The sequence below is a fragment of the Antarctobacter heliothermus genome (assembly GCF_002237555.1).
GTDB lineage: Bacteria > Pseudomonadota > Alphaproteobacteria > Rhodobacterales > Rhodobacteraceae > Antarctobacter > Antarctobacter heliothermus_B.
The window spans coordinates 653,037-671,579 of record NZ_CP022540.1; the positions used below are offsets into that span (position 1 = coordinate 653,037).

Genomic DNA, 18,543 nt, shown 5'->3' on the forward strand with positions numbered 1-18,543 from the left:
GATTGACCCGAACCATAATAGTTCGATTCGGGCATGGTCTCCCTTGCGGGATGGGGCTAACTATTGGCCGGAGCGCAGAAGGTCAACCCCCTGTCAAGCACATTTTGCGAACAGCGTTCCGAACCTCGCCAGACGACAAGCGCAGGCGAGGTCAGATCCGTTCAGCCGTCCAGCTGTGCGGCGATGGCGGACTGGATTTCCGCAATCTCGCCCATACCGTCGGTTTCGGTGTGCATGCCCTTGGCATAGTAGTAGCCAACCAGCGGAGACGTCTGCTTGTAATAGGCCATCAGACGGGTGCGCAGGCTGTCTTCGTTGTCGTCGGCGCGGCGCTTGAACTCGGCCTTTTCACCGCAAGAGGTGCAAACACCATCCGCCGGGATCGGTTTGGTGTTGTCGTTGTAGACCTCACCACAATTGGCGCAGGTTGAACGCGCCGTGATCCGCGCCACCAGCGCCTCATCGTCGACGCGCAGTTCGATTACCTTGTCCAGCGTCTGGCCCATTTCGGCCAACAATTCACCCAAGGCATCCGCCTGGGCCAACGTGCGCGGGAAGCCGTCAAAGATAAAACCGGGCGCCTTTACCGTTTGCAGCTTTTCACGGATCAGACCGATCACGATCTCATCGGTCACCAACTCACCGCGGGCCATCACGTCGGCGACGATCTTTCCCATTTCGGTGCCGCTGTCTTTGGCTTCGCGCAGCATGTCCCCGGTGGACAATTGCACCAAGCCGCGAGTCTCCTCAAGAATACGCGCTTGCGTGCCCTTCCCCGCTCCCGGCGGTCCCAATAGAATGATGTTCATCGACGCGCTGGCGCTCCCCGTTTCTTGCGGCTCTTACCCTTACCGCGCAATTGCGATTTCTGAATAAGACCTTCGTACTGATGTGCCAAGAGGTGGCTCTGGACTTGCTGGATGGTGTCCATGGTCACGCTCACCACGATCAGAACCGAGGTTCCGCCAAAGTAGAACGGGATCGCGTATTGAGTGCGCAGGATTTCCGGCAGCAAACACACCGCCGTCAAATAAGCCGAACCCAGAACAAGAACGCGGTTTACCACATATTCCATGTATTCCGCGGTCTTCTTGCCCGGACGGATACCGGGAACAAAGCCGTTCTGGTTCTTCAGGTTGTCTGCAACATCATCGGGCTTAAACGACACGTTGAACGTGTAGAAATAGGCGAAAAAGACGATCATGGCGCCGAAGAACAGCAGGTATAGCGGCTGTCCGGGGCCAAAGTAGGCAAGGATCGTCGACATGATCGGGCTGGTGTCGGACCCGCCCGAAAAGGTCGAGATCGTGACCGGCAGCAGCAGCAGAGATGAGGCAAAGATCGCAGGGATCACGCCCGCCGGGTTGACCTTGATCGGCAGGTGGCTGGACTGTGCCTCTGTCATCTTCATGCCGACCTGACGGCGCGGATACTGGATGGTTACCTTTCGCAAGGCCCTTTCCATGAAGACCACAAAGGTGATCACCCCCACCACCATCAGCATGACGCCGATGATCAGCGCCGGGCTGATCGCGCCGGACACACCAGACGAGAAGAACTGCGCCAGTGCTGCAGGAACCTCGGCGATGATGCCGACGAAGATGATCAAAGAGATACCGTTGCCGATGCCGCGCGCGGTGATCTGTTCACCCAGCCACATCAGGAACATCGTGCCGCCGACCAGCGTGATCATGCAGGATGCACGGAAGTACCAGCCCGGATCGGTCACAAGGTCGCCCGCCTCTAGGCTGACGGCCAGACCGTAGGACTGAATCACCGCCAGCGCCACTGTGCCGAACCGGGTGTACTGGTTGATCTTTTTGCGGCCCTGTTCGCCCTCTTTCTTGAGCTGCTCCAGCGCCGGCACCATGGCCGTCAGAAGCTGCACCATGATCGAGGCCGAAATGTAGGGCATAATGCCCAAGGCAAAGATCCCCATGCGTCCCAGCGCGCCGCCGGTGAACATTGACACCATGCCGGCCACGCCCTGCCCCGCCTGATCCACAAACTCGCGCAGCGCCGCACCATCGATCCCCGGCACCGGAATATAGGTGCCAAGGCGATAGACGATCAAAAGAGCGAGGGTGAAGAAGATGCGATTGCGCAGGTCGGTTGCTTTGCCAAGCGCCGCCCAGCTTGTGTTGGCGGCCATTTGCTCTGCTGCGGATACCATGCGGATCTCTCTTTTCGCTAAAACGCCGCCCGGACGGTCTTCCGTCGGGCGGCGTGCGTTGGAAAACTGAGCGACATGTAAGGGGCTGAGCCGTCACTCACAAGTCACGATTGCGCCGCAGGTGCGGCGCTATGCGTTATTCCGTGGCTGCCGCTGCGGCGACGGTCAGCGAACCGCCCTTGCCTGCAACTGCTTCAATCGCCGATTTGGACGCGCCGGTGACTGCGATGGTCAGGGCTCCGGTGATGTCGCCTTTGGCCAGAACGCGAATCCCGTCCAGCTTGCGGCGCACCAGACCGGACTCGACCAGCGTGTCTTCGGTGATGGTTGCGGCGTCCAGCTTGCCTGCGTCGACAAACTTCTGGATCAGGCCCAGGTTGACGACAGCATATGCCTTGCGGTTCGGCTTGTTAAAGCCACGCTTGGGCAGACGTTGGTACAGCGGCATCTGGCCGCCCTCGTAGCCATTGATGGCCACACCCGAACGCGATTTCTGACCCTTGATACCACGACCACCGGTTTTACCCTTGCCCGAACCGGCACCACGGCCGATGCGTTTCTTGGTCTTGGTTGCGCCGGGATTGTCCCGGAGTTCATTCAATTTCATGTCGCTTCTCCATTGCCGGATGTGACCCTCGAAGCGGAATGGGTCAACCACGGCTTATCTTGATACTGTGAATCGGGTCCATAGGACCACCGGGGGCGTATAGCGCCAGCACGCAACCGTTTCAAGTGTCGATACGCCCGTGCCGAAAGGCATTGTATCCGCCCTCGGCCAGCATGGTGCGGACACTGGGAAACGACAGCCCCAGTTCGGACAGCGCACCTGCTTCGGTGCGGTGCACCGACACCTCCAGCAACCCGCTATAGTCCGCAAGCGATTGGTACATCCGTGCCAGACCAAAGGCCACGTCGCTAGGGGCCAGAATGACCGTCCGGATCGGCGGGGTGTCTTTCGGAATCGCCCGTCCGACCCCCATCAGGATGGTATTGACCTGCTCAAAGTTCAATTCCATCGCTGTCGCATCCGACATGTCGATCAGTTCCGTCCGTCCCAGCCGGTAGTCCGGGTCGTCCATATAAACCTGATAGATGTCAGCGAACTGAGCCGCCCGCATCGGCCCGAAATAGCGCGCATACAGCAGGTCGAGATCGGGAGAGATGCAATAGGAGATGGGCATGTGCTGTCCTCAGCCTAACCGGATCGGCAGCGTCGCATAACCCCGGAACCGCGCCAGCGGCACCCGCGTGCGTTGCCCGTTCGAGGTCATGTTTGGAAATCGCTGCACAAACCGGCCCAAGGCAATCCGTCCCTCCACACGCGCCAAACTTGCACCAAGGCAGACGTGGATGCCACTGATAAAGGCAATGTGACGGTTGGGCTTGCGGGTGATGTCGACACGGTCCGGGTCAGGAAACACTTTTGGGTCGCGATTGGCCCCGGCGATGGAGGTGTGAATGTAGGTGCCCTTTGGCAGCACGCCGTCCGACAGCGCGATGTCCTCCCCCGCCAGACGGTTGCCGATCTGCAGGGGCGACTCCACCCGCAGGAACTCTTCGACCGCGGGAGCGATCAGCGTCGGGTCGTCCAGCAACAGACGGTGCTGGTCGGGGCTATCCAGCAACAGCCCAATAGAGTTGCCGACAAAGCTGGTCGTCGTCTCGTGGCCCGCGTTCAGCAGAAAGATGCAGTTCTGGATCAATTCCTCTTGCGTCAGACGTCGCCCGTCGTGCTCGCCAAAAATCAGCGCCTCCAACACTTCTCCCTCATGCGCGCCGTCCGGATTGCGGCGCCTGTGGTCGATCAGATCGCCTAGGATCTCGCCAAATTCTGTGACTGCGGTGTTCCCCGCTGCGAGTCGATCAGCCGGCACAACCGGGTCCAGCGCGCCCAAGATCGCCAGCGAATACCCCCGCAGACGCGCGCGATACTCCGGCGGGATGCCCAGCATGAAACTGATGATCTCGGTCGGCAATTCCTTGGCAAAATCTTCGATCAGGTCCAACTCTCCCAGATCCTCGACCCGGTCCAGAAGTCGGTCGACGATCCCGCCGATCAGCGGCTCGAACTCGGCCAGCTTTCGGGGTGTGAACGCGCCGGAAATCAGCTTGCGCACCACCGTGTGATAGGGCGGATCGTTAAAGATCAGAGAGGTCGTGTGATGGGTGTGCAGTGGACAGCGTCCGAACTTTTCACCAAAGGCCTCTGTCTTGTCCGACAGCATATCGAGGCTCTGATAGACCTTCGTACAATCGTCATGCCGCGTCAGGTAAACAGATCCATCCGCATTGCGGTGGATCGGGCTTTCAGACCGCAGACGGTGCAACACCGGATGCGGGTTCTCGATGAAATCAGGTCCGATCGTGTTGAGATCGAACCCCGCAATGTCCAACGCCATAAAAAGCCTCCCGCAGTCAGACTGCGGGAGGCAAAGGGTTTCTGCAAGAGATAGGTTGCCCCTGCGTCAGCCAAGTTCGCCGGGTTTGTACCAATCGCCCATCTTCACCGTGGACGCGTCGCCAACCATCTCTGCAAAGGCGGCCGGGTCCTGCGTGCCTCCGTCGCCCCCGCGATAGTGGTAAGGATAGACATAGGTCGGCTTGAACTCCCGCACTGCGTCGGCGGCGGCTTCGGCGGTCATGGTGAACGGCAGGTTCATGCAGACAAAGGCAACGTCGATGTCTTCCAGCGCGCGCATCTCCGGCAAGTCCTCGGTATCGCCCGAGATATAGACGCGGAAATCGTCCATCGACAGGACATACCCGTTGTCACGACCTTCGGGGTGATATTTTTCGCGGCCCTCGGTTGTGTTGTGTGCGGGGATGGCATCCACCTGCAGGCCGGTCAGGCTCGCGGTGTCACCGTTGGACAGGACGCTGGTGTTCACCTTCAGCTCATCCGACAGCATGTCGAACACCGCCGGGTTGGTGATCATCTGGGTGTTCTCTCCCTTGATCGCCGCCAGAACGTCGGCGTTGTAGTGGTCGCCGTGCTCATGCGTGATCAGGATCAGATCAGCGGCCGGGAAATCGGCATAATCCTCTGCCGCGCCGACTGGATCGACATACAGCGTGCCAACCGGCGTCTCCATCACGATCGACGCATGATGGACCGGATGCACCAATACAGTTCCCTGCGAGGTCTTGAATTCATTGGGCAGATGCCCGCCAGCGCGGCCGGCGAACGGCAGGATCGTGATGCCGCCAGCGACAGCAGCGGTGGACAAAAAGGTACGTCGGTTGAGTGTCATGGCATGTGCTCCGTGTTTACACCTCTATAACGTAGTCTTGGCGCGAGGTGTGGCAACCTGTCCGGAACACTCTTTGACCTTGACAGATCAATGCGCAACGCCCACTTAGACGTCATCGCCTTGCCCGTCGCGTGAACGGGCCGGTGGGACGTGGTCCCCGGCGAAACATTCCCAAAACGATCGGGTCCCCCTCACGCGCGGGCCTCACCCCTGACGGCTCTGGTGGCATTCGGCCCCTTGCGCGTCAGTGAGAGCCACGGCGTGTCTTAGTCCTTGTTGGACGAGACCCCATTCTGTGCCGCATTTGAAAGGCGGCGCGACAAAGGACATTGATTTGACATTCGACGAACTGGGCCTCCCGGCCCGCCTGAGCGCCAACCTTGACGCTCTGGGCTTGAAAGAGCCGACCCCGATTCAACTGCGCGCTATCCCCGAGGCCCTGAATGGCCGCGACGTCATGGGCCTTGCCCAGACCGGCACTGGCAAGACCGCCGCTTTTGGCCTGCCGCTGGTGTCGCAGCTGATGCGCTTGCAGGGCAAACCCGACGCCAAACAAGTCCGCGGTCTTGTGCTCGCACCGACGCGGGAACTGGCCAAACAGATCCACGACAACCTGCGCGACTACGCAGACGGCACCTCGGTGCGGGTCAACCTTGTGGTTGGCGGCGCGTCGCTAAATGCGCAGGCCCAGCGTCTGGCGCGTGGCACCGGCCTGCTGATTGCCACCCCCGGACGCCTGATTGACCTTCTGGACCGCGGCGCGGTCAAGCTGGACCAGACACAGTTCCTTGTGCTGGACGAAGCGGACCAGATGCTGGACCTCGGCTTTATCCACGCCCTGCGCCGGATCGCGGCCCTGCTGCCGAAAGAGCGCCAAACCATGCTGTTCTCGGCTACGATGCCTAAGCAGATGGCCGAACTGTCGACCGCCTTTCTGACGAACCCCGTGCGGATCGAAACCGCACCTCCGGGCAAACCTGCCGACAAGATCGAGCAATCGGTGTTCTTCGTCGAACAGGCCGGCAAGGGTCGCCTGCTCAGCCAGCACCTCGGCGCGCACCGTGACGAGGCGGCGGTTGTGTTCTCGCGCACCAAACACGGCGCCGAACGCCTGATGAAGGCACTGGTCGCCGAAGGCTTTGCCGCGATCTCTGTCCATGGCAACAAGAGCCAAGGCCAGCGTGAGCGCGCCATGCGAGCATTCCGCAGCGGTGAGGCGATGATCCTTGTAGCCACGGATGTGGCCGCCCGTGGTCTCGACATCCCCGATGTGCGCCACGTCTATAACTTTGACCTGCCCAACGTGGCGGAAAACTATGTCCACCGCATCGGTCGCACCGCGCGCGCCGGACGTGACGGTTCCGCTGTGGCCTATTGCGCGCCCGCCGAAATGGGCGAGTTCAAAGCCATCCAAAAAGTTCTGGGGCGCGATATTGAGGTTGCCGGCGGCACCCCTTGGGAGGGCGGCGCTGCCTCCAAACCCAAGGGCCGCGGCGGTCGCAGGCCGCAGGGCAACAGCGGCAAACCGGGTGGCGGTCAGCCGTCGCGCGGTCGCGCACCGCGTCGTCGTCGCGCGGCCTGACACACGGCGGGCGCGGTTCGCCGCGCCCAGCCAGCCCCTCCGGCACATTATCTCGCATGAAAAAAGCCCCGCAGTTTCCTGCGGGGCTTTTTCTATGTCAGGTGCCGAAGTGGCGCGAACTATCAGTCGCGCTCTTCGACGATCTCGACCAGATGCGGGATCTTGCGGATCATGCCACGAACAGAGGGCGTATCCTCCAGTTCACGGGTCCGGTGCATCTTGTTCAGGCCCAGGCCCACAAGCGTCTGACGCTGGATGGCGGGGCGGCGGATGGGCGAACCCACCTGTTTGACAACAATGGTCTTTGCCATGGATCAGGCCTCCTCAGTCTCAGCGGCAGGAGCCGGAGCTTCTTCGCGCTTGGGCAGAATGTCAGCGACTTTCTTGCCACGGCGCTGTGCCACATTGCGCGGCGACTGCTGGTTGCGCAGACCGTCGAGCGTGGCGTGGATCATTGCGTAGGGGTTTTGCGACCCGGTCGATTTGGCGACCACGTCCTGAACACCCAGCATCTCGAACACGGCGCGCATCGGACCACCGGCGATGATACCAGTACCTTGCGGAGCTGTGCGCATCGTCACGTTACCAGCGCCAGCGCGGCCCTTGATGTCGTGGTGCAGAGTGCGGCCTTCTTTGAGCGGCACGCGGATCATTTTGCGCTTGGCTTGCTCGGTCGCCTTGCGGATGGCCTCGGGGACCTCCTTGGCCTTACCTTTGCCAAAGCCGACGCGGCCCTTTTGGTCGCCAACGACGACAAGTGCGGCAAAGCCAAAGCGCTTACCACCTTTGACGGTCTTGGACACACGGTTGATCGCGACCAGACGATCCGCAAATTCGGGCGTCTGCTCTTCGCGGCGGCCGCGGCCACCGCCACGGTTGTTATCACGTTCTGCCATTAGGCATTCCTTTTCTCGTGGTGCCCAAGAGCACCGAATGGTTCAATCGCAGTGAGCGGGATGCGGCCCCTCGATCATCGAGACGTTTCCGTCTGCAAAGCACGGCGGGTTGAAAACCCGCCCTACACCTCGCCGCAAGCGACGAGAAAAACGGGAGGCCGGGCATCAGCCCGGCCCGCCATCAAATCTTCAGGCCTGCTTCGCGCGCGGCGTCGGCAACGGCCTTCACCTTGCCGTGGAAGAGGAACCCCCCACGATCGAAATAGGCTTCTTCGATCCCGGCTGCCTTGGCGCGTTCGGCGATTGCCGTACCCACCTTGGCCGCTGCTTCGACGTTGTTCTTGCCGACAACGCCCAGCGACGGCTCCAGCGTCGAGGCGGCGGCGAGGGTTGTGCCCTGCACGTCGTCGATCAGCTGGACCGAGATGTTCTTGTTCGACCGATGAACCGACAGGCGGACCCGTCCAGCGTTCACCTTGCGAAGTTTGTTCCGGACGCGCAGTCGGCGCTTCTGGAACAGTACACGTTTGCTGTTTGCCATGTTCCGCGTCCTTACTTCTTCTTGCCTTCTTTGCGGAAGATGAATTCGCCCTTATAGCGAATACCCTTCCCCTTATACGGCTCCGGCCGGCGCCAGTCGCGAATGTTCGCGGCGACCTGGCCAACCTGCTGCCCGTCGTGACCTTCGACGATGATCTCGGTCGGTTTGGGGCAGGTAACGGTGATGCCGTCAGGGATCTCGAAGTCCACGTCGTGCGACAGGCCCAGGTTCAGTTTCAGGGTCTTACCCTGCAGCTGTGCCCGGTAACCCACACCGTGAATTTCCAGTTCCTTCTTGAAGGTGGTCTGAACGCCGTGCACGAGGTTCGCCACGACAGTCCGCGACATCCCCCACTGCTGACGCGCGCGCTTGGACTTGCCGCGAGGCTCGACCTTGATTGCGCTGTCGTCGACGATGAGCGTGACGTCATCGGTGGCCGTAAAGCTCTGGGTGCCTTTCGGCCCCTTCACTTCGATGGTCTGGCCCGAGACGCTGGCCGAAACGCCCGAGGGCAGGTCAACCGGCTTTTTGCCAATACGAGACATGTGTAGGCCTCCTTAGAATACGGTGCAAAGCACTTCGCCGCCAACATTGGCTGCGCGTGCATTCGCGTCCGACATCACACCCTTGGAGGTGGAGACAATCGACACACCCAGACCCTGACGGACCTGCGGGATGTCATCGACACTCATGTACACGCGACGACCGGGCTTGGAGACCCGTTTGACTTCGCGAATGACAGGGGTGCCATCGAAATATTTGAGGCTGATTTCCAGCGTCGGGTGACCGTTCACGTCGGTGCCGGACTCGTAGCCACGGATGTAACCTTCATCCGCAAGAACATCGAGAACCCAGGCACGCAGTTTGGACGCGGGGGTCGAGACGGTGGACTTGCCGCGCATCTGCGAGTTGCGGATACGGGTGAGCATATCGCCGATAGGATCGTTCATCTATATACCCTCCCTTACCAGCTCGATTTCACGACGCCGGGCAGCTTGCCGTTCGAACCGAGTTCGCGCAGGGCGATACGGCTGATACGAAGCTTGCGGTAGTAGGCGTGCGGACGACCCGTCAGCTGGCAGCGGTTGTGCAGCCGTGTGGGCGAGGAATTGCGCGGCAGTTTGGCCAGCTTGAGCCGGGCCTTGAAACGCTCTTCCATCGACTTGGATTCGTCGGTTGCGATTTCTTTCAGTTCAGCGCGCTTGGCGGCATACCGGGCCACCAGGCGCTCGCGCTTTTTCTCGCGCTCGATCATGGATTTTTTCGCCATGTCTTGCTCCTCTTACGCCTTGGTGAACGGCATGTTGAAATGGGTCAGCAAGGCTTTCGCCTGTGCATCGGCACTGTGCTCGCCATAGGGAATGGCGTTGGTCGTGATGACCACATCCATGCCCCAGACTTCGTCGACTTTATCAAAGTCGATTTCCGGGAATACGATGTGTTCTTTCAGACCGGTGGCAAAGTTGCCGCGTCCGTCAAACGACGCTTTCACACCGCGAAAGTCACGGATGCGCGGCATCGCGATGGTCACCAGACGGTCCAGAAATTCGTACATGCGCACGTCACGAAGGGTCACCTTCGCGCCGATGATCATGCCTTCACGCAGGCGAAACGCCGCGTTGGACTGTTTGGCGACTGTGCCGACGGCCTGCTGGCCAGCGATCTTCGACAGTTCCTCGACGGCGTTCTTAGCCTTCTTGGAATCGCGAACGGCCTCTGTGCCGCAGCCGATGTTCAGAACGATTTTCTGCAACGACGGGATCTGCATGTCGTTGGTGTAACCGAACTCTTCTTTCATCGCCGCCTTGATGGTGTCCTTGTACTGGACCTTCAGGCGCGGGGCGTAGTTATCCATATCAAGCATCGATCACATCCCCCGTGGTCTTGGCAAAGCGGACCTTCTTGTCACCTTCCATACGAAAGCCGACGCGGGTCGCCTTGCCGTTGGCGTCGACGAACGCAAGGTTGCTCAGGTCCAGCGGCAGGGCCTTGGGCACGCGGCCGCCTTGGCTGTTCTGGGTCTGGCGGGTATGGCGGATGGCGGTGTTGACGCCATCAACCACGGCCTTGCCGGCTTTGGGGTCGACAGAGACGATCTCGCCGGTCTTGCCCTTGTCCTTGCCAGTCAGCACGATGACAGTGTCACCCTTTTTGAGCTTAGCAGCCATCTTACAGCACCTCCGGGGCGAGCGAGATGATCTTCATAAAGTTCTTGGCGCGCAGTTCACGCACAACCGGCCCGAAGATACGGGTGCCGACCGGCTCGCCATTGTTGCCGAGGATCACGGCGGCGTTGCGGTCGAAACGGATGGTTGTGCCGTCTTCACGGCGAACTTCCTTGGCGGTGCGCACGACGACGGCCTTGCGGACGTCACCCTTTTTCACGCGACCACGCGGAATGGCCTCTTTCACCGACACCACGATGATGTCGCCGACAGAGGCATAGCGGCGGTGTGAACCGCCCAGAACCTTGATGCACTGAACTTTCCGAGCCCCGGAATTGTCAGCAACATCCAGATTGGTCTGCATCTGGATCATAAGTTATCTCCCGACGTCCCGAACCGCTCTGCAGAGAACATTGGCCCGGGGGTTTCGAATGTCACCGGGGCCGCGTGAACGGCCCCGGGTCGCCCCTAGTGGGCTGCTTCGGCTTCTGCCTTCAGATTGGCGGCGGCGACTTCGGCGCGCTGCTTCTCATGCTCGGCAATCATTTCTTCGGTCATGATTTCCCAGCGCTTGGTCTTGGACTTGGGTGCGCATTCGCGGATCATGACACTATCGCCAACGTTGAACTGCTCGTGCTCGTCGTGGGCGCGGTACTTTTTGGACTTCTTGATCGTCTTTTGCAGAACCGGGTGCTTAAAGCGACGCACGATCTGGACGGTCACAGTCTGCTTGTTGGCGGTCGACGTGACGGTGCCGGTAAGGATACGCTTGGGCATCTGTTAAGCCTCCGCTGTCGACGCCGCAGCAGCGGCTTTTTCGTTGAGAATGGTCATGATCCGGGCAACGTCGCGCCGAACCTGACGAATACGCGAAGTGTTTTCCATTTGGCCGGTGGCCGACTGGAAACGGAGGTTGAAGGCCTCCTTCTTCAATTGGACAAGCGTGTCCCGGAGTTCGTCCGGGGTCTTGTCACGGAGTTCGTGGGCGTTCATGCGCCTCTCCTTTTCTACAACATCACCGGAGAGCCCCTGCCTGCCTTGGCCGCAAGGTCACCCTGTATCCGGTGGAGTCCGTGGATGAGCGGTTGCCTTAGTCTCGAATCTGCACAGGTGCAAGCCTTTTCTCCATACACCGCCCTGTCCCGCCGAATTGCAGCGTTTCCATCGCGCAAATCGCCTGTCACAAGGTATCTGCGCGCTGGTCGCCACCCGATCCACGCCAAACGATTCTGTACGGTTGATGTGGTCATTGGCGGCCCAATATACTGTTCGCGTGCTTCAACAGGGAACCGACCATGGCCAATCAGCTACCGTCTGAGGACGATGCGCTCTACAGTCGGATCGGCGCTGGCACGCACTCCCATGAACTCATGCTGGAACAGGCGGCCCGCATCGCGCAGCTGGGCTATTTCGTCTTCAATGTCGAGCAGTCCATTGTCGAGGTCTGCTCCGTTCGGCACGCCGCCATATTCGGTCAGACGCCGGATGAATTCATCGACTCCGTCTCGGGTCTGAAGGGGCCGATGGAGATGATTCACCCAGAGGACCGCAACCTCCTGCGCGAGGCCTATCAGCGGTTGATCAAGGGCGAAACCATCGAGATGGAGTACCGCTTTTACCGGATCGACCGGAGCATGGGCTACATCCGTGAAACCGTCGCCCCCGACTACGACTCTTCAGGTAAGGTTGTGCGCGGACTGGGCAGCAGCCTGGACGTCTCTGACACCCGTCGCGCCGAAGAACGCAAGGCCCAGGCCAACCGACTGGCGGCACTGGGGGAACTGACCGCCGGTGTCGCTCATGACGTCAACAACATCCTTGCCGTGGTCATGGGCAATGCCGAACTGCTGCAGGACGTGCAGCATGACACCGGACCCAATCAGTTGTTGTCCGAAATCATCTCGGCGGCACGACGCGGCGGCACGCTCACCCAAAGCCTGCTGAACTTTGCGCAACGGGCCACAATTCGCCCCGTCCTGCTTGGCCTTGCCAAGGAGACGGCGCAGGCGGTGGCGATGTTCGAACGCACCTCGCTTAAAAAGCCCGTCATCCAGATGGAGGCCAGCACCGACGCCTTGCCGATATACGCCGACCGGGACAACCTCCAGTCGGTGATCCTCAACATCCTGATCAATGCGCGCGACGCCATTCGCGACGGCGGGTCCATTCGCGTCACCTGCGACACACAAAGGCTTGGCGATCATGCCGACACCGGGCTGCCCGCGCCGGGAACCTATGCCTGTCTCACGATTGAGGATGACGGGGCAGGCATCTCGCCGCAGAACCTTGCCCGTGTCACCGAACCCTTTTTCACCACCAAATCGCGCTCTAACGGGTCGGGGCTTGGCCTGTCCATGGCCGCCGGGTTCATGCGCCAACTGGGCGGAGAGATCGTCATCACATCCCAGCCCGGCTCGGGAACCTGTGTGCGGCTGTTCTTTCCGCTTCACCAAAACGCCCCGGCGCAGGGGACCGCGGCGACGCAGGACAAACCGGCCACCTTTGACAAGCAGCATGTCCTGTTGCTGGAGGATGAGGACGGCATCCGTACAGTCCTGCAACACAATCTGACGCGGTGGGGCTTTACCGTGACCGCCACCAGCACCGGGCAAGAGGCGGTGGCGGCGGTCAAGTCGCACCGTTTCGACATCGCGCTTTTGGACAACTACTTTCCTGGTGACCTGAACGGCGTCGATATTGCCGCCTTGGTCAAGGCCCGAAATCCCGCGACGCCGGTGATCTTGCTGACCGGCATGGCGCACCTCGACAGCGACACAGACCGGGCGGTCATCGACCTCGTGCTGGCCAAACCGGTCTTAGCCCAGGAACTGCGGGCGCGGATCGCAGGATTGCTGGAAACGGCGCATCCGCCACGATCAGATCCCACCTGATCCGGTGGTCCCGCCGGGCAACCGCCCCGCCATTTGCGGCGGGACGCGGGTCATTCCCACTTGTAGTTAAAGCTCACAGAGATGCGGTTTTCTTCTGCCATGTTCATCGGCACCTCATGGCGCAGCCAGCTTTCCCACAGCAGCACATCACCCACCTCGGGCGCGATGTAGACAAAGGGGCGCAACTCTTCGTGGCAATCCTTGCGCCGGGTCGGGGCCGCCATCATCATGGCCAGCCGCGGGTCTTCCAGCTTTAGCGCCGACGCGCCTTCGGGCATCGCGACATAGGTCGTCCCCGAGATCACGGAATGCGGGTGGATGTGGCTCGAATGTGTGCCGCCTTCGGGCAGGATATTGATCCAGATATCTTCCAGCACCAACGCCTTGTCGCCCAGATCGAACTCCAGATCCTTGGCAAAGGCCGCAACGTGTTTGTCGAGCACCTTGACCAATTCCGCAAAGACCGGGAACCGCCAAGGCAGATCCGTCAAGGAGGCGTAAGAGGTATAGCCGGGATAGCCCTGCTCCTCACACCAGTCCTGCCCCGCCTCGTCGTCCTCGGCGATGGAATAGCACGACGCGTCCAATTCATCGGTGTCGACGGTGCCAAGCTCTGACAGCTTGGCGTGATACAGGCGGGTTGCGAATAGCGAGCGGATCTGGGTCATGGCCGCGCTTTAGCCCAAAGGCCGGGGCGGGGGAAATGGAATCTCAACCTCTGGGTGGCAGTGTCGCGGCCATTCCAGAGGGAGGAACAGAATGTTCCCGATCCACTGCCTGATCCTGCTGGCGCTGCTGGCCCTGCCCGGCCTGGCCGCTGCGCAATCGGCCTCGCTGTTTCCCCATGGCGACAGCGCCGCCCGTGCGCCCCTGATTCCGGCCCGCGCAACCGCCCTGTCCGGGCACGCCCGCGCGGCCAGCCTGTTTGTCGGCAAGGGTACAGAGGGGCTTTTTGCCCCCCTGCCCGACCGCAGCAGCCCGCCGCCCCCTGTTCGGGCCGCCACCGGCCCCCTATCGGGCAGCGGTTCCGCCGCCCAGTTGCGCAGCCTGATCGCAGAGGCGGAATCCGGCGCCGACAGCTATGATGCGGTGATCCACGGCGCGCGGGTCAAACCGCCCAGGCGCCCCACTGATTTGACCGTGCAACAGGTCTATGACTGGATCGACGCCACGCCGGGACAGCCCCACGCCATTGGACGTTATCAATTCATCCCCGACACTCTGCGGCGGTTGGTGGACAAGGTCGGGGTTCATCCCGGCGTGCGCTTTGACGCCAGACTTCAGGACCGGCTGGCGGATGAACTGCTGGCAGAGGCCGGGATGCTGGCCTTTCAGCGCGGTGAAATCACCCGGCGCAGCTTTATGTACCGACTGGCCAAGATCTGGGCCGGACTGCCACTGCCCTCTGGCGAGTCCTATTATGAGGGCTACGCCGGCAACAAGGCGACGATGACATGGGCCCGCTTTGACAGCGCGATGGCGCAGATCTTTCCGGGCTAGGGCAAGGTCCGCGTGTCGCACGTTCCGACGCCCCCCACTCACCCCGGATAACGATCCCGTCGATACCCGTTACCTGCAATTGAACCCGAAAGGATCATGCCCCTCTTAAGGGGGCATCAGTCGATGCTTGTCTGAACACCATCGAACGGAACCCTTATGACCACCACACAGACCAGCACCCTCAAACATCTGGCCATCGCCGGTATCACCGGAGAGCTTGCTTTCGAGGCCTATGCCTGGGCACTCTCCCCTGCCCTGTTCGGCCCCTCGCTCCAACCGGCAAACCTTGTCGTCGGGCTGACCAAAGCCGCGACAGGTCTGACCCTGCCCTATGGGGCCGCCTTTGCCATTCACGCTCTGATCGGGTCGCTGGGATTTGCCGCCATGGTTTGGCTGGTGCGCCGCGTCGGCGGGCTGGGCCATGTGGTCGCTGGCGCCCTTGCCGGGTTGACCCTGTGGTTTGTGGCACAAGGGCTGCTGGCCCCGCTGATGGGCCGCAGCTTTATGATGGGTTTTGGCGCCTATACCCAATCCTCGTTCATCGGCCACGTCGGCATGACCCTGATCATCGGGCTGGTCTGGAAGTGGCTGGACACGCGCCATCCCACCGCCGCGCATCCCGCCTGACGACGGTAGGACAACGAAAAACCCCCGGCGCATCGCTGCACCGGGGGTTTCTTTCTTTCAAACAGCGGGGTCACCCCCGCCGTCGCTTACCAGTCTTCGCGAACGACGACGCGGGTCTTGATCGGCAGCTTCATCGCGGCCAGACGCAGCGCCTCGCGGGCGACGTCCTCACCGACACCGTCGATCTCGAACATCACGCGGCCGGGCTTGACCTTGCAGGTCCAGCGATCGACCGAACCCTTACCTTTACCCATACGAACTTCGATGGGCTTGGCAGTCACGGGAGTGTCCGGGAAGATACGGATCCAAACGCGGCCCTGACGCTTCATGTGACGCGTCATGGCACGACGTGCGGCTTCGATCTGACGCGCGGTCACGCGCTCGGGCTCCAGGGCTTTCAGGCCATAGGTGCCGAAGTTCAGATCGGATCCGCCCTTGGCCAGACCTTTGATCCGGCCCTTCTGTACCTTGCGGAATTTAGTACGCTTTGGCTGAAGCATGGTTACCTCCGATCATCCCGGCGGCCGCCACCAGCACCGCGAGGGGCCGGACCGTCCTGGAGTTCCTGGTTCTTGCGCTCACGCGCCTGCGGATCATGTTCCATGATCTCGCCTTTGAAGATCCAGACCTTGATACCGATGATGCCGTAGGCGGTGGTCGCCTCAACGTTGGCATAATCGATGTCGGCGCGCAGCGTGTGCAGCGGCACGCGGCCTTCGCGGTACCATTCGGTCCGTGCGATTTCCGCGCCGCCCAGACGACCAGCAACGTTCACCCGGATACCCAGGGCGCCCATACGCATGGCGTTCTGAACCGCACGCTTCATCGCGCGGCGGAAGGACACACGACGCTCCAGCTGTTGAGCGATCGACTCGCCAACCAGCTGTGCGTCAAGCTCGGGCTTGCGAACCTCGACGATGTTGAGGTGCAGTTCCGAGTCGGTCATCGATGCCAGCTTCTTGCGAAGCACCTCGATGTCCGCGCCCTTCTTGCCGATGATCACGCCCGGACGTGCAGTGTGCACCGTGACGCGGCACTTCTTGTGCGGACGTTCGATGATCACACGGCTGATTCCGGCCTGCTTCGGCGGGTCACGATACTCTTTGAAGATGAAGTCGCGGATCTTCAGATCCTCGAGCAACAGATCCCCATAGTCTTTGGTGTCGGCGTACCAGCGGCTGTCCCAGGTGCGGTTGACCTGCAGACGCATACCGATCGGGTTTGTTTTATTACCCATTAGGCTTGCTCCTCAACCTGGCGCACCTTGATGGTGAGCTCCGAGAACGGCTTGTTGATCCGGCCGAAACGACCACGCGCCCGGGGGCGGCCCCGCTTCATGACCAGGTTCTTGCCCACATAGGCCTCGGCGACGACCAGTTCGTCGACGTCCAGACCGTGGTTGTTCTCGGCGTTGGCGATGGCCGATTGCAGGCATTTCTTCACGTCACCGGCGATCCGCTTTTTCGAGAAGGTCAGGTCCGTCAGGGCCTTGTCCACCTTCTTGCCACGGATCAATTGCGCGACGAGGTTCAGCTTTTGCGGCGAGGTACGCAGCATGCGCAGCTTTGCCATCGCTTCGTTGTCCGCCACGCGGCGGGGATTCTTATCCTTGCCCATGGCTTACTTCCTCTTCGCTTTTTTGTCGGCGGCGTGACCGTAATAGGTACGGGTCGGTGCGTATTCGCCAAACTTCTGACCAATCATGTCTTCCGACACGTTGACCGGGATGTGCTTGTGGCCGTTGTAGACACCAAACGTCAGACCCACGAATTGGGGCAGGATCGTCGAGCGGCGCGACCAGATCTTGATAACTTCGTTCTTGCCCGACTCGCGCGACTTCTCTGCCTTTTTCAAGACATAGGAATCGACGAACGGACCTTTCCAGACGGAACGCGACATATATTACCGCCCCTTCTTCTTGGCGTGACGCGAGCGGATGATCAGCTTCTGCGACGCCTTGTTGGTGTTGCGGGTGCGCTTGCCCTTGGTCGGCTTGCCCCACGGTGTCACCGGATGGCGACCCCCAGAGGTACGGCCTTCACCACCACCGTGCGGGTGGTCGATCGGGTTCATGACGACACCGCGAACGGAGGGGCGCTTGCCCATGTGGCGAACACGGCCGGCTTTGCCGAGGTTCTGGTTGCTGTTGTCGGGGTTCGACACGGCACCCACGGTTGCCAGACATTCCTGACGCACAAGGCGCAGTTCGCCCGACGACAGGCGGATCTGGGCATAGCCACCGTCACGGCCGACGAACTGGGCATAGGTGCCAGCGGCGCGTGCGATCTGACCGCCCTTGCCGGGCTTCAGCTCGATGTTGTGAACGATGGTACCGATCGGCATACCCGAGAACGGCATACAGTTGCCGGGCTTGATGTCTGCCTTCTTGGAAGAGACGATCTTGTCGCCAATGCCAAGGCGCTGGGGCGCAAGGATATAGGCCTGCTCGCCGTCGTCATACTGGACGAGTGCGATAAAGGCGGTACGGTTGGGGTCGTATTCGATGCGAACCACGATGCCGTTGACATCGAATTTGTTCCGCTTGAAGTCGACGATCCGGTAGAGGCGTTTCGCCCCGCCACCGCGGCGGCGTGCCGTGATACGTCCGGTGTTGTTCCGGCCGCCCTTTTTCGTCAGACCCTCGGTGAGGGCCTTGACGGGACGTCCTTTGTACAGCTCCGAACGGTCGATCAGCACCAGCCCGCGCTGGCCCGGCGTCGTAGGTTTGTACGACTTGAGTGCCATGCTTTCTGTCTTCCGTTAGCTAGCAGCCCCGTTGCCGGGGCTTATGTAGGGCGGGGTTTGGCCCGCCACTGGTAAGGCCCCTCGACAGATGTCCGCAGGTGCCCGGTGGTATAGGCCCCTCGACCGAAGTCCGCAGGTGCCCGAATCTGTGTCTCCGCAGACAATAGCAAAG

General features: G+C 61.1%; 27 protein-coding genes. 4 read left to right on the forward strand and 23 right to left on the reverse strand.

The window, feature by feature from the left end:
• Positions 1-161 precede the first annotated feature (161 nt).
• The 6 genes from ANTHELSMS3_RS03160 to ANTHELSMS3_RS03185 form a co-directional block, all read right to left on the reverse strand.
• A complete protein-coding gene (locus tag ANTHELSMS3_RS03160) occupies positions 162-809 on the reverse strand; it encodes an adenylate kinase (RefSeq protein ID WP_094033606.1) in 648 nt (215 codons plus the stop codon).
• Positions 806-2,173 carry a preprotein translocase subunit SecY gene (gene secY / locus ANTHELSMS3_RS03165; protein WP_094033607.1) on the reverse strand — a complete coding sequence of 456 codons (1,368 nt, stop codon included), beginning with the start codon at positions 2,171-2,173 and terminating at the stop codon, positions 806-808. Before secY ends, ANTHELSMS3_RS03160 begins: the two co-directional genes overlap by 4 nt.
• A 136-nt stretch (positions 2,174-2,309) precedes the next feature.
• Positions 2,310-2,780: a 50S ribosomal protein L15 gene (gene rplO, locus ANTHELSMS3_RS03170; protein ID WP_094033608.1), complete on the reverse strand. Its 471-nt coding sequence runs from the start codon at positions 2,778-2,780 to the stop codon at positions 2,310-2,312.
• A 121-nt stretch (positions 2,781-2,901) separates the two neighbouring features.
• Positions 2,902-3,354 (reverse strand): hypothetical protein, encoded by a 453-nt coding sequence (locus tag ANTHELSMS3_RS03175; protein WP_094033609.1) that lies wholly within the window; start codon positions 3,352-3,354, stop codon positions 2,902-2,904.
• A gap of 9 nt (positions 3,355-3,363) precedes the next feature.
• Positions 3,364-4,572, reverse strand: a complete 1,209-nt coding sequence (locus tag ANTHELSMS3_RS03180; RefSeq protein ID WP_094033610.1) for a cytochrome P450 — start codon at positions 4,570-4,572, stop codon at positions 3,364-3,366.
• Between the two features lie 66 nt (positions 4,573-4,638).
• The gene (locus ANTHELSMS3_RS03185) at positions 4,639-5,424 is read right to left on the reverse strand and encodes an MBL fold metallo-hydrolase (protein ID WP_094033611.1); all 786 of its coding nucleotides are present in this window, start codon (positions 5,422-5,424) and stop codon (positions 4,639-4,641) included.
• A 334-nt stretch (positions 5,425-5,758) separates the two neighbouring features.
• Here ANTHELSMS3_RS03185 and ANTHELSMS3_RS03190 point away from each other — a divergent pair, with 334 nt between their 5' ends.
• On the forward strand, positions 5,759-7,006 hold the full coding sequence (locus ANTHELSMS3_RS03190; protein WP_094036900.1) for a DEAD/DEAH box helicase: 1,248 nt from the start codon (positions 5,759-5,761) through the stop codon (positions 7,004-7,006).
• 122 nt (positions 7,007-7,128) lie between these two features.
• On the opposite strand, the gene rpmD is transcribed toward ANTHELSMS3_RS03190, so the two are convergent.
• From rpmD to rpmC, 11 genes are all read right to left on the reverse strand, one after another.
• Positions 7,129-7,317, reverse strand: coding sequence for a 50S ribosomal protein L30 (rpmD, locus tag ANTHELSMS3_RS03195; RefSeq protein ID WP_094033612.1), 189 nt, complete (start codon positions 7,315-7,317; stop codon positions 7,129-7,131).
• Positions 7,318-7,320: 3 nt separating this feature from the next.
• Complete coding sequence (rpsE, locus tag ANTHELSMS3_RS03200; protein WP_094033613.1) at positions 7,321-7,902, reverse strand: 30S ribosomal protein S5; 582 nt, start codon at positions 7,900-7,902, stop codon at positions 7,321-7,323.
• Positions 7,903-8,083: 181 nt separating this feature from the next.
• The gene (rplR, locus tag ANTHELSMS3_RS03205; protein WP_094033614.1) at positions 8,084-8,443 is read right to left on the reverse strand and encodes a 50S ribosomal protein L18; all 360 of its coding nucleotides are present in this window, start codon (positions 8,441-8,443) and stop codon (positions 8,084-8,086) included.
• Between the two features lie 11 nt (positions 8,444-8,454).
• A complete protein-coding gene (gene rplF / locus ANTHELSMS3_RS03210; RefSeq protein WP_094033615.1) occupies positions 8,455-8,988 on the reverse strand; it encodes a 50S ribosomal protein L6 in 534 nt (177 codons plus the stop codon).
• A gap of 12 nt (positions 8,989-9,000) precedes the next feature.
• Positions 9,001-9,393: a 30S ribosomal protein S8 gene (rpsH, locus tag ANTHELSMS3_RS03215; RefSeq protein ID WP_094033616.1), complete on the reverse strand. Its 393-nt coding sequence runs from the start codon at positions 9,391-9,393 to the stop codon at positions 9,001-9,003.
• 14 nt (positions 9,394-9,407) lie between these two features.
• On the reverse strand, positions 9,408-9,713 hold the full coding sequence (gene rpsN / locus ANTHELSMS3_RS03220; protein WP_089280193.1) for a 30S ribosomal protein S14: 306 nt from the start codon (positions 9,711-9,713) through the stop codon (positions 9,408-9,410).
• Positions 9,714-9,725: 12 nt separating this feature from the next.
• Positions 9,726-10,307: a 50S ribosomal protein L5 gene (gene rplE / locus ANTHELSMS3_RS03225; RefSeq protein ID WP_094033617.1), complete on the reverse strand. Its 582-nt coding sequence runs from the start codon at positions 10,305-10,307 to the stop codon at positions 9,726-9,728.
• Positions 10,300-10,611: a 50S ribosomal protein L24 gene (gene rplX / locus ANTHELSMS3_RS03230; RefSeq protein WP_094033618.1), complete on the reverse strand. Its 312-nt coding sequence runs from the start codon at positions 10,609-10,611 to the stop codon at positions 10,300-10,302. The genes rplE and rplX overlap by 8 nt, the downstream gene beginning before the upstream one ends.
• A gap of 1 nt (position 10,612) precedes the next feature.
• Positions 10,613-10,981: a 50S ribosomal protein L14 gene (gene rplN, locus ANTHELSMS3_RS03235; RefSeq protein WP_089280190.1), complete on the reverse strand. Its 369-nt coding sequence runs from the start codon at positions 10,979-10,981 to the stop codon at positions 10,613-10,615.
• Between the two features lie 95 nt (positions 10,982-11,076).
• Entirely contained in the window at positions 11,077-11,385 is a 309-nt protein-coding gene (gene rpsQ, locus ANTHELSMS3_RS03240) for a 30S ribosomal protein S17 (RefSeq protein ID WP_094033619.1), read from the reverse strand.
• 3 nt (positions 11,386-11,388) lie between these two features.
• Positions 11,389-11,601 (reverse strand): 50S ribosomal protein L29, encoded by a 213-nt coding sequence (gene rpmC / locus ANTHELSMS3_RS03245; protein ID WP_094033620.1) that lies wholly within the window; start codon positions 11,599-11,601, stop codon positions 11,389-11,391.
• Between the two features lie 302 nt (positions 11,602-11,903).
• On the opposite strand from rpmC, the gene ANTHELSMS3_RS03250 reads away from it, so the two are divergent.
• On the forward strand, positions 11,904-13,499 hold the full coding sequence (locus ANTHELSMS3_RS03250; RefSeq protein ID WP_094033621.1) for a PAS domain-containing hybrid sensor histidine kinase/response regulator: 1,596 nt from the start codon (positions 11,904-11,906) through the stop codon (positions 13,497-13,499).
• Between the two features lie 50 nt (positions 13,500-13,549).
• Here ANTHELSMS3_RS03250 and ANTHELSMS3_RS03255 read toward each other — a convergent pair whose 3' ends face one another.
• Positions 13,550-14,167 (reverse strand): 2OG-Fe(II) oxygenase family protein, encoded by a 618-nt coding sequence (locus ANTHELSMS3_RS03255; protein WP_094033622.1) that lies wholly within the window; start codon positions 14,165-14,167, stop codon positions 13,550-13,552.
• Between the two features lie 91 nt (positions 14,168-14,258).
• Here ANTHELSMS3_RS03255 and ANTHELSMS3_RS03260 point away from each other — a divergent pair, with 91 nt between their 5' ends.
• Positions 14,259-14,999 (forward strand): hypothetical protein, encoded by a 741-nt coding sequence (locus ANTHELSMS3_RS03260; RefSeq protein WP_094033623.1) that lies wholly within the window; start codon positions 14,259-14,261, stop codon positions 14,997-14,999.
• Between the two features lie 156 nt (positions 15,000-15,155).
• On the forward strand, positions 15,156-15,626 hold the full coding sequence (locus tag ANTHELSMS3_RS03265) for a hypothetical protein (protein WP_094033624.1): 471 nt from the start codon (positions 15,156-15,158) through the stop codon (positions 15,624-15,626).
• Between the two features lie 86 nt (positions 15,627-15,712).
• Here the strand turns inward: ANTHELSMS3_RS03265 and rplP are convergent, their stop codons facing one another.
• Genes rplP through rplB form a run of 5 tightly spaced genes read right to left on the reverse strand, consistent with a single transcriptional unit; the run spans position 15,713 to position 18,371 of the window.
• Positions 15,713-16,126 carry a 50S ribosomal protein L16 gene (gene rplP / locus ANTHELSMS3_RS03270; RefSeq protein WP_094033625.1) on the reverse strand — a complete coding sequence of 138 codons (414 nt, stop codon included), beginning with the start codon at positions 16,124-16,126 and terminating at the stop codon, positions 15,713-15,715.
• A 2-nt stretch (positions 16,127-16,128) separates the two neighbouring features.
• Positions 16,129-16,863, reverse strand: coding sequence for a 30S ribosomal protein S3 (gene rpsC / locus ANTHELSMS3_RS03275; RefSeq protein WP_094033626.1), 735 nt, complete (start codon positions 16,861-16,863; stop codon positions 16,129-16,131).
• Positions 16,863-17,243, reverse strand: coding sequence for a 50S ribosomal protein L22 (rplV, locus tag ANTHELSMS3_RS03280; protein WP_089280181.1), 381 nt, complete (start codon positions 17,241-17,243; stop codon positions 16,863-16,865). Before rplV ends, rpsC begins: the two co-directional genes overlap by 1 nt.
• A 3-nt stretch (positions 17,244-17,246) precedes the next feature.
• Complete coding sequence (gene rpsS / locus ANTHELSMS3_RS03285; RefSeq protein ID WP_089280180.1) at positions 17,247-17,525, reverse strand: 30S ribosomal protein S19; 279 nt, start codon at positions 17,523-17,525, stop codon at positions 17,247-17,249.
• Positions 17,526-17,528: 3 nt separating this feature from the next.
• Positions 17,529-18,371 (reverse strand): 50S ribosomal protein L2, encoded by an 843-nt coding sequence (gene rplB, locus ANTHELSMS3_RS03290; protein ID WP_089280179.1) that lies wholly within the window; start codon positions 18,369-18,371, stop codon positions 17,529-17,531.
• Positions 18,372-18,543 lie beyond the last annotated feature (172 nt).

What these genes read in the sequence shown, in the direction of transcription:
- rplB (WP_089280179.1), bottom strand. Translation starts at nt 18,371, where the DNA reads ATGGCACTCAAGTCGTACAAACCTACGACGCCGGGCCAGCGCGGGCTG.
- rplN (WP_089280190.1), bottom strand. Translation starts at nt 10,981, where the DNA reads ATGATCCAGATGCAGACCAATCTGGATGTTGCTGACAATTCCGGGGCT.
- rpmC (WP_094033620.1), bottom strand. Translation starts at nt 11,601, where the DNA reads ATGAACGCCCACGAACTCCGTGACAAGACCCCGGACGAACTCCGGGAC.
- ANTHELSMS3_RS03160 (WP_094033606.1), bottom strand. Translation starts at nt 809, where the DNA reads ATGAACATCATTCTATTGGGACCGCCGGGAGCGGGGAAGGGCACGCAA.
- rplO (WP_094033608.1), bottom strand. Translation starts at nt 2,780, where the DNA reads ATGAAATTGAATGAACTCCGGGACAATCCCGGCGCAACCAAGACCAAG.
- rplP (WP_094033625.1), bottom strand. Translation starts at nt 16,126, where the DNA reads ATGCTTCAGCCAAAGCGTACTAAATTCCGCAAGGTACAGAAGGGCCGG.
- rplE (WP_094033617.1), bottom strand. Translation starts at nt 10,307, where the DNA reads ATGCTTGATATGGATAACTACGCCCCGCGCCTGAAGGTCCAGTACAAG.
- rplX (WP_094033618.1), bottom strand. Translation starts at nt 10,611, where the DNA reads ATGGCTGCTAAGCTCAAAAAGGGTGACACTGTCATCGTGCTGACTGGC.
- secY (WP_094033607.1), bottom strand. Translation starts at nt 2,173, where the DNA reads ATGGTATCCGCAGCAGAGCAAATGGCCGCCAACACAAGCTGGGCGGCG.
- ANTHELSMS3_RS03260 (WP_094033623.1), top strand. Translation starts at nt 14,259, where the DNA reads ATGTTCCCGATCCACTGCCTGATCCTGCTGGCGCTGCTGGCCCTGCCC.
- ANTHELSMS3_RS03250 (WP_094033621.1), top strand. Translation starts at nt 11,904, where the DNA reads ATGGCCAATCAGCTACCGTCTGAGGACGATGCGCTCTACAGTCGGATC.
- rpsC (WP_094033626.1), bottom strand. Translation starts at nt 16,863, where the DNA reads ATGGGTAATAAAACAAACCCGATCGGTATGCGTCTGCAGGTCAACCGC.
- ANTHELSMS3_RS03265 (WP_094033624.1), top strand. Translation starts at nt 15,156, where the DNA reads ATGACCACCACACAGACCAGCACCCTCAAACATCTGGCCATCGCCGGT.
- rpsH (WP_094033616.1), bottom strand. Translation starts at nt 9,393, where the DNA reads ATGAACGATCCTATCGGCGATATGCTCACCCGTATCCGCAACTCGCAG.
- rpsQ (WP_094033619.1), bottom strand. Translation starts at nt 11,385, where the DNA reads ATGCCCAAGCGTATCCTTACCGGCACCGTCACGTCGACCGCCAACAAG.
- rpsS (WP_089280180.1), bottom strand. Translation starts at nt 17,525, where the DNA reads ATGTCGCGTTCCGTCTGGAAAGGTCCGTTCGTCGATTCCTATGTCTTG.
- rplR (WP_094033614.1), bottom strand. Translation starts at nt 8,443, where the DNA reads ATGGCAAACAGCAAACGTGTACTGTTCCAGAAGCGCCGACTGCGCGTC.
- ANTHELSMS3_RS03175 (WP_094033609.1), bottom strand. Translation starts at nt 3,354, where the DNA reads ATGCCCATCTCCTATTGCATCTCTCCCGATCTCGACCTGCTGTATGCG.
- rplV (WP_089280181.1), bottom strand. Translation starts at nt 17,243, where the DNA reads ATGGGCAAGGATAAGAATCCCCGCCGCGTGGCGGACAACGAAGCGATG.
- ANTHELSMS3_RS03185 (WP_094033611.1), bottom strand. Translation starts at nt 5,424, where the DNA reads ATGACACTCAACCGACGTACCTTTTTGTCCACCGCTGCTGTCGCTGGC.
- ANTHELSMS3_RS03180 (WP_094033610.1), bottom strand. Translation starts at nt 4,572, where the DNA reads ATGGCGTTGGACATTGCGGGGTTCGATCTCAACACGATCGGACCTGAT.
- rpsN (WP_089280193.1), bottom strand. Translation starts at nt 9,713, where the DNA reads ATGGCGAAAAAATCCATGATCGAGCGCGAGAAAAAGCGCGAGCGCCTG.
- rplF (WP_094033615.1), bottom strand. Translation starts at nt 8,988, where the DNA reads ATGTCTCGTATTGGCAAAAAGCCGGTTGACCTGCCCTCGGGCGTTTCG.
- rpmD (WP_094033612.1), bottom strand. Translation starts at nt 7,317, where the DNA reads ATGGCAAAGACCATTGTTGTCAAACAGGTGGGTTCGCCCATCCGCCGC.
- rpsE (WP_094033613.1), bottom strand. Translation starts at nt 7,902, where the DNA reads ATGGCAGAACGTGATAACAACCGTGGCGGTGGCCGCGGCCGCCGCGAA.
- ANTHELSMS3_RS03255 (WP_094033622.1), bottom strand. Translation starts at nt 14,167, where the DNA reads ATGACCCAGATCCGCTCGCTATTCGCAACCCGCCTGTATCACGCCAAG.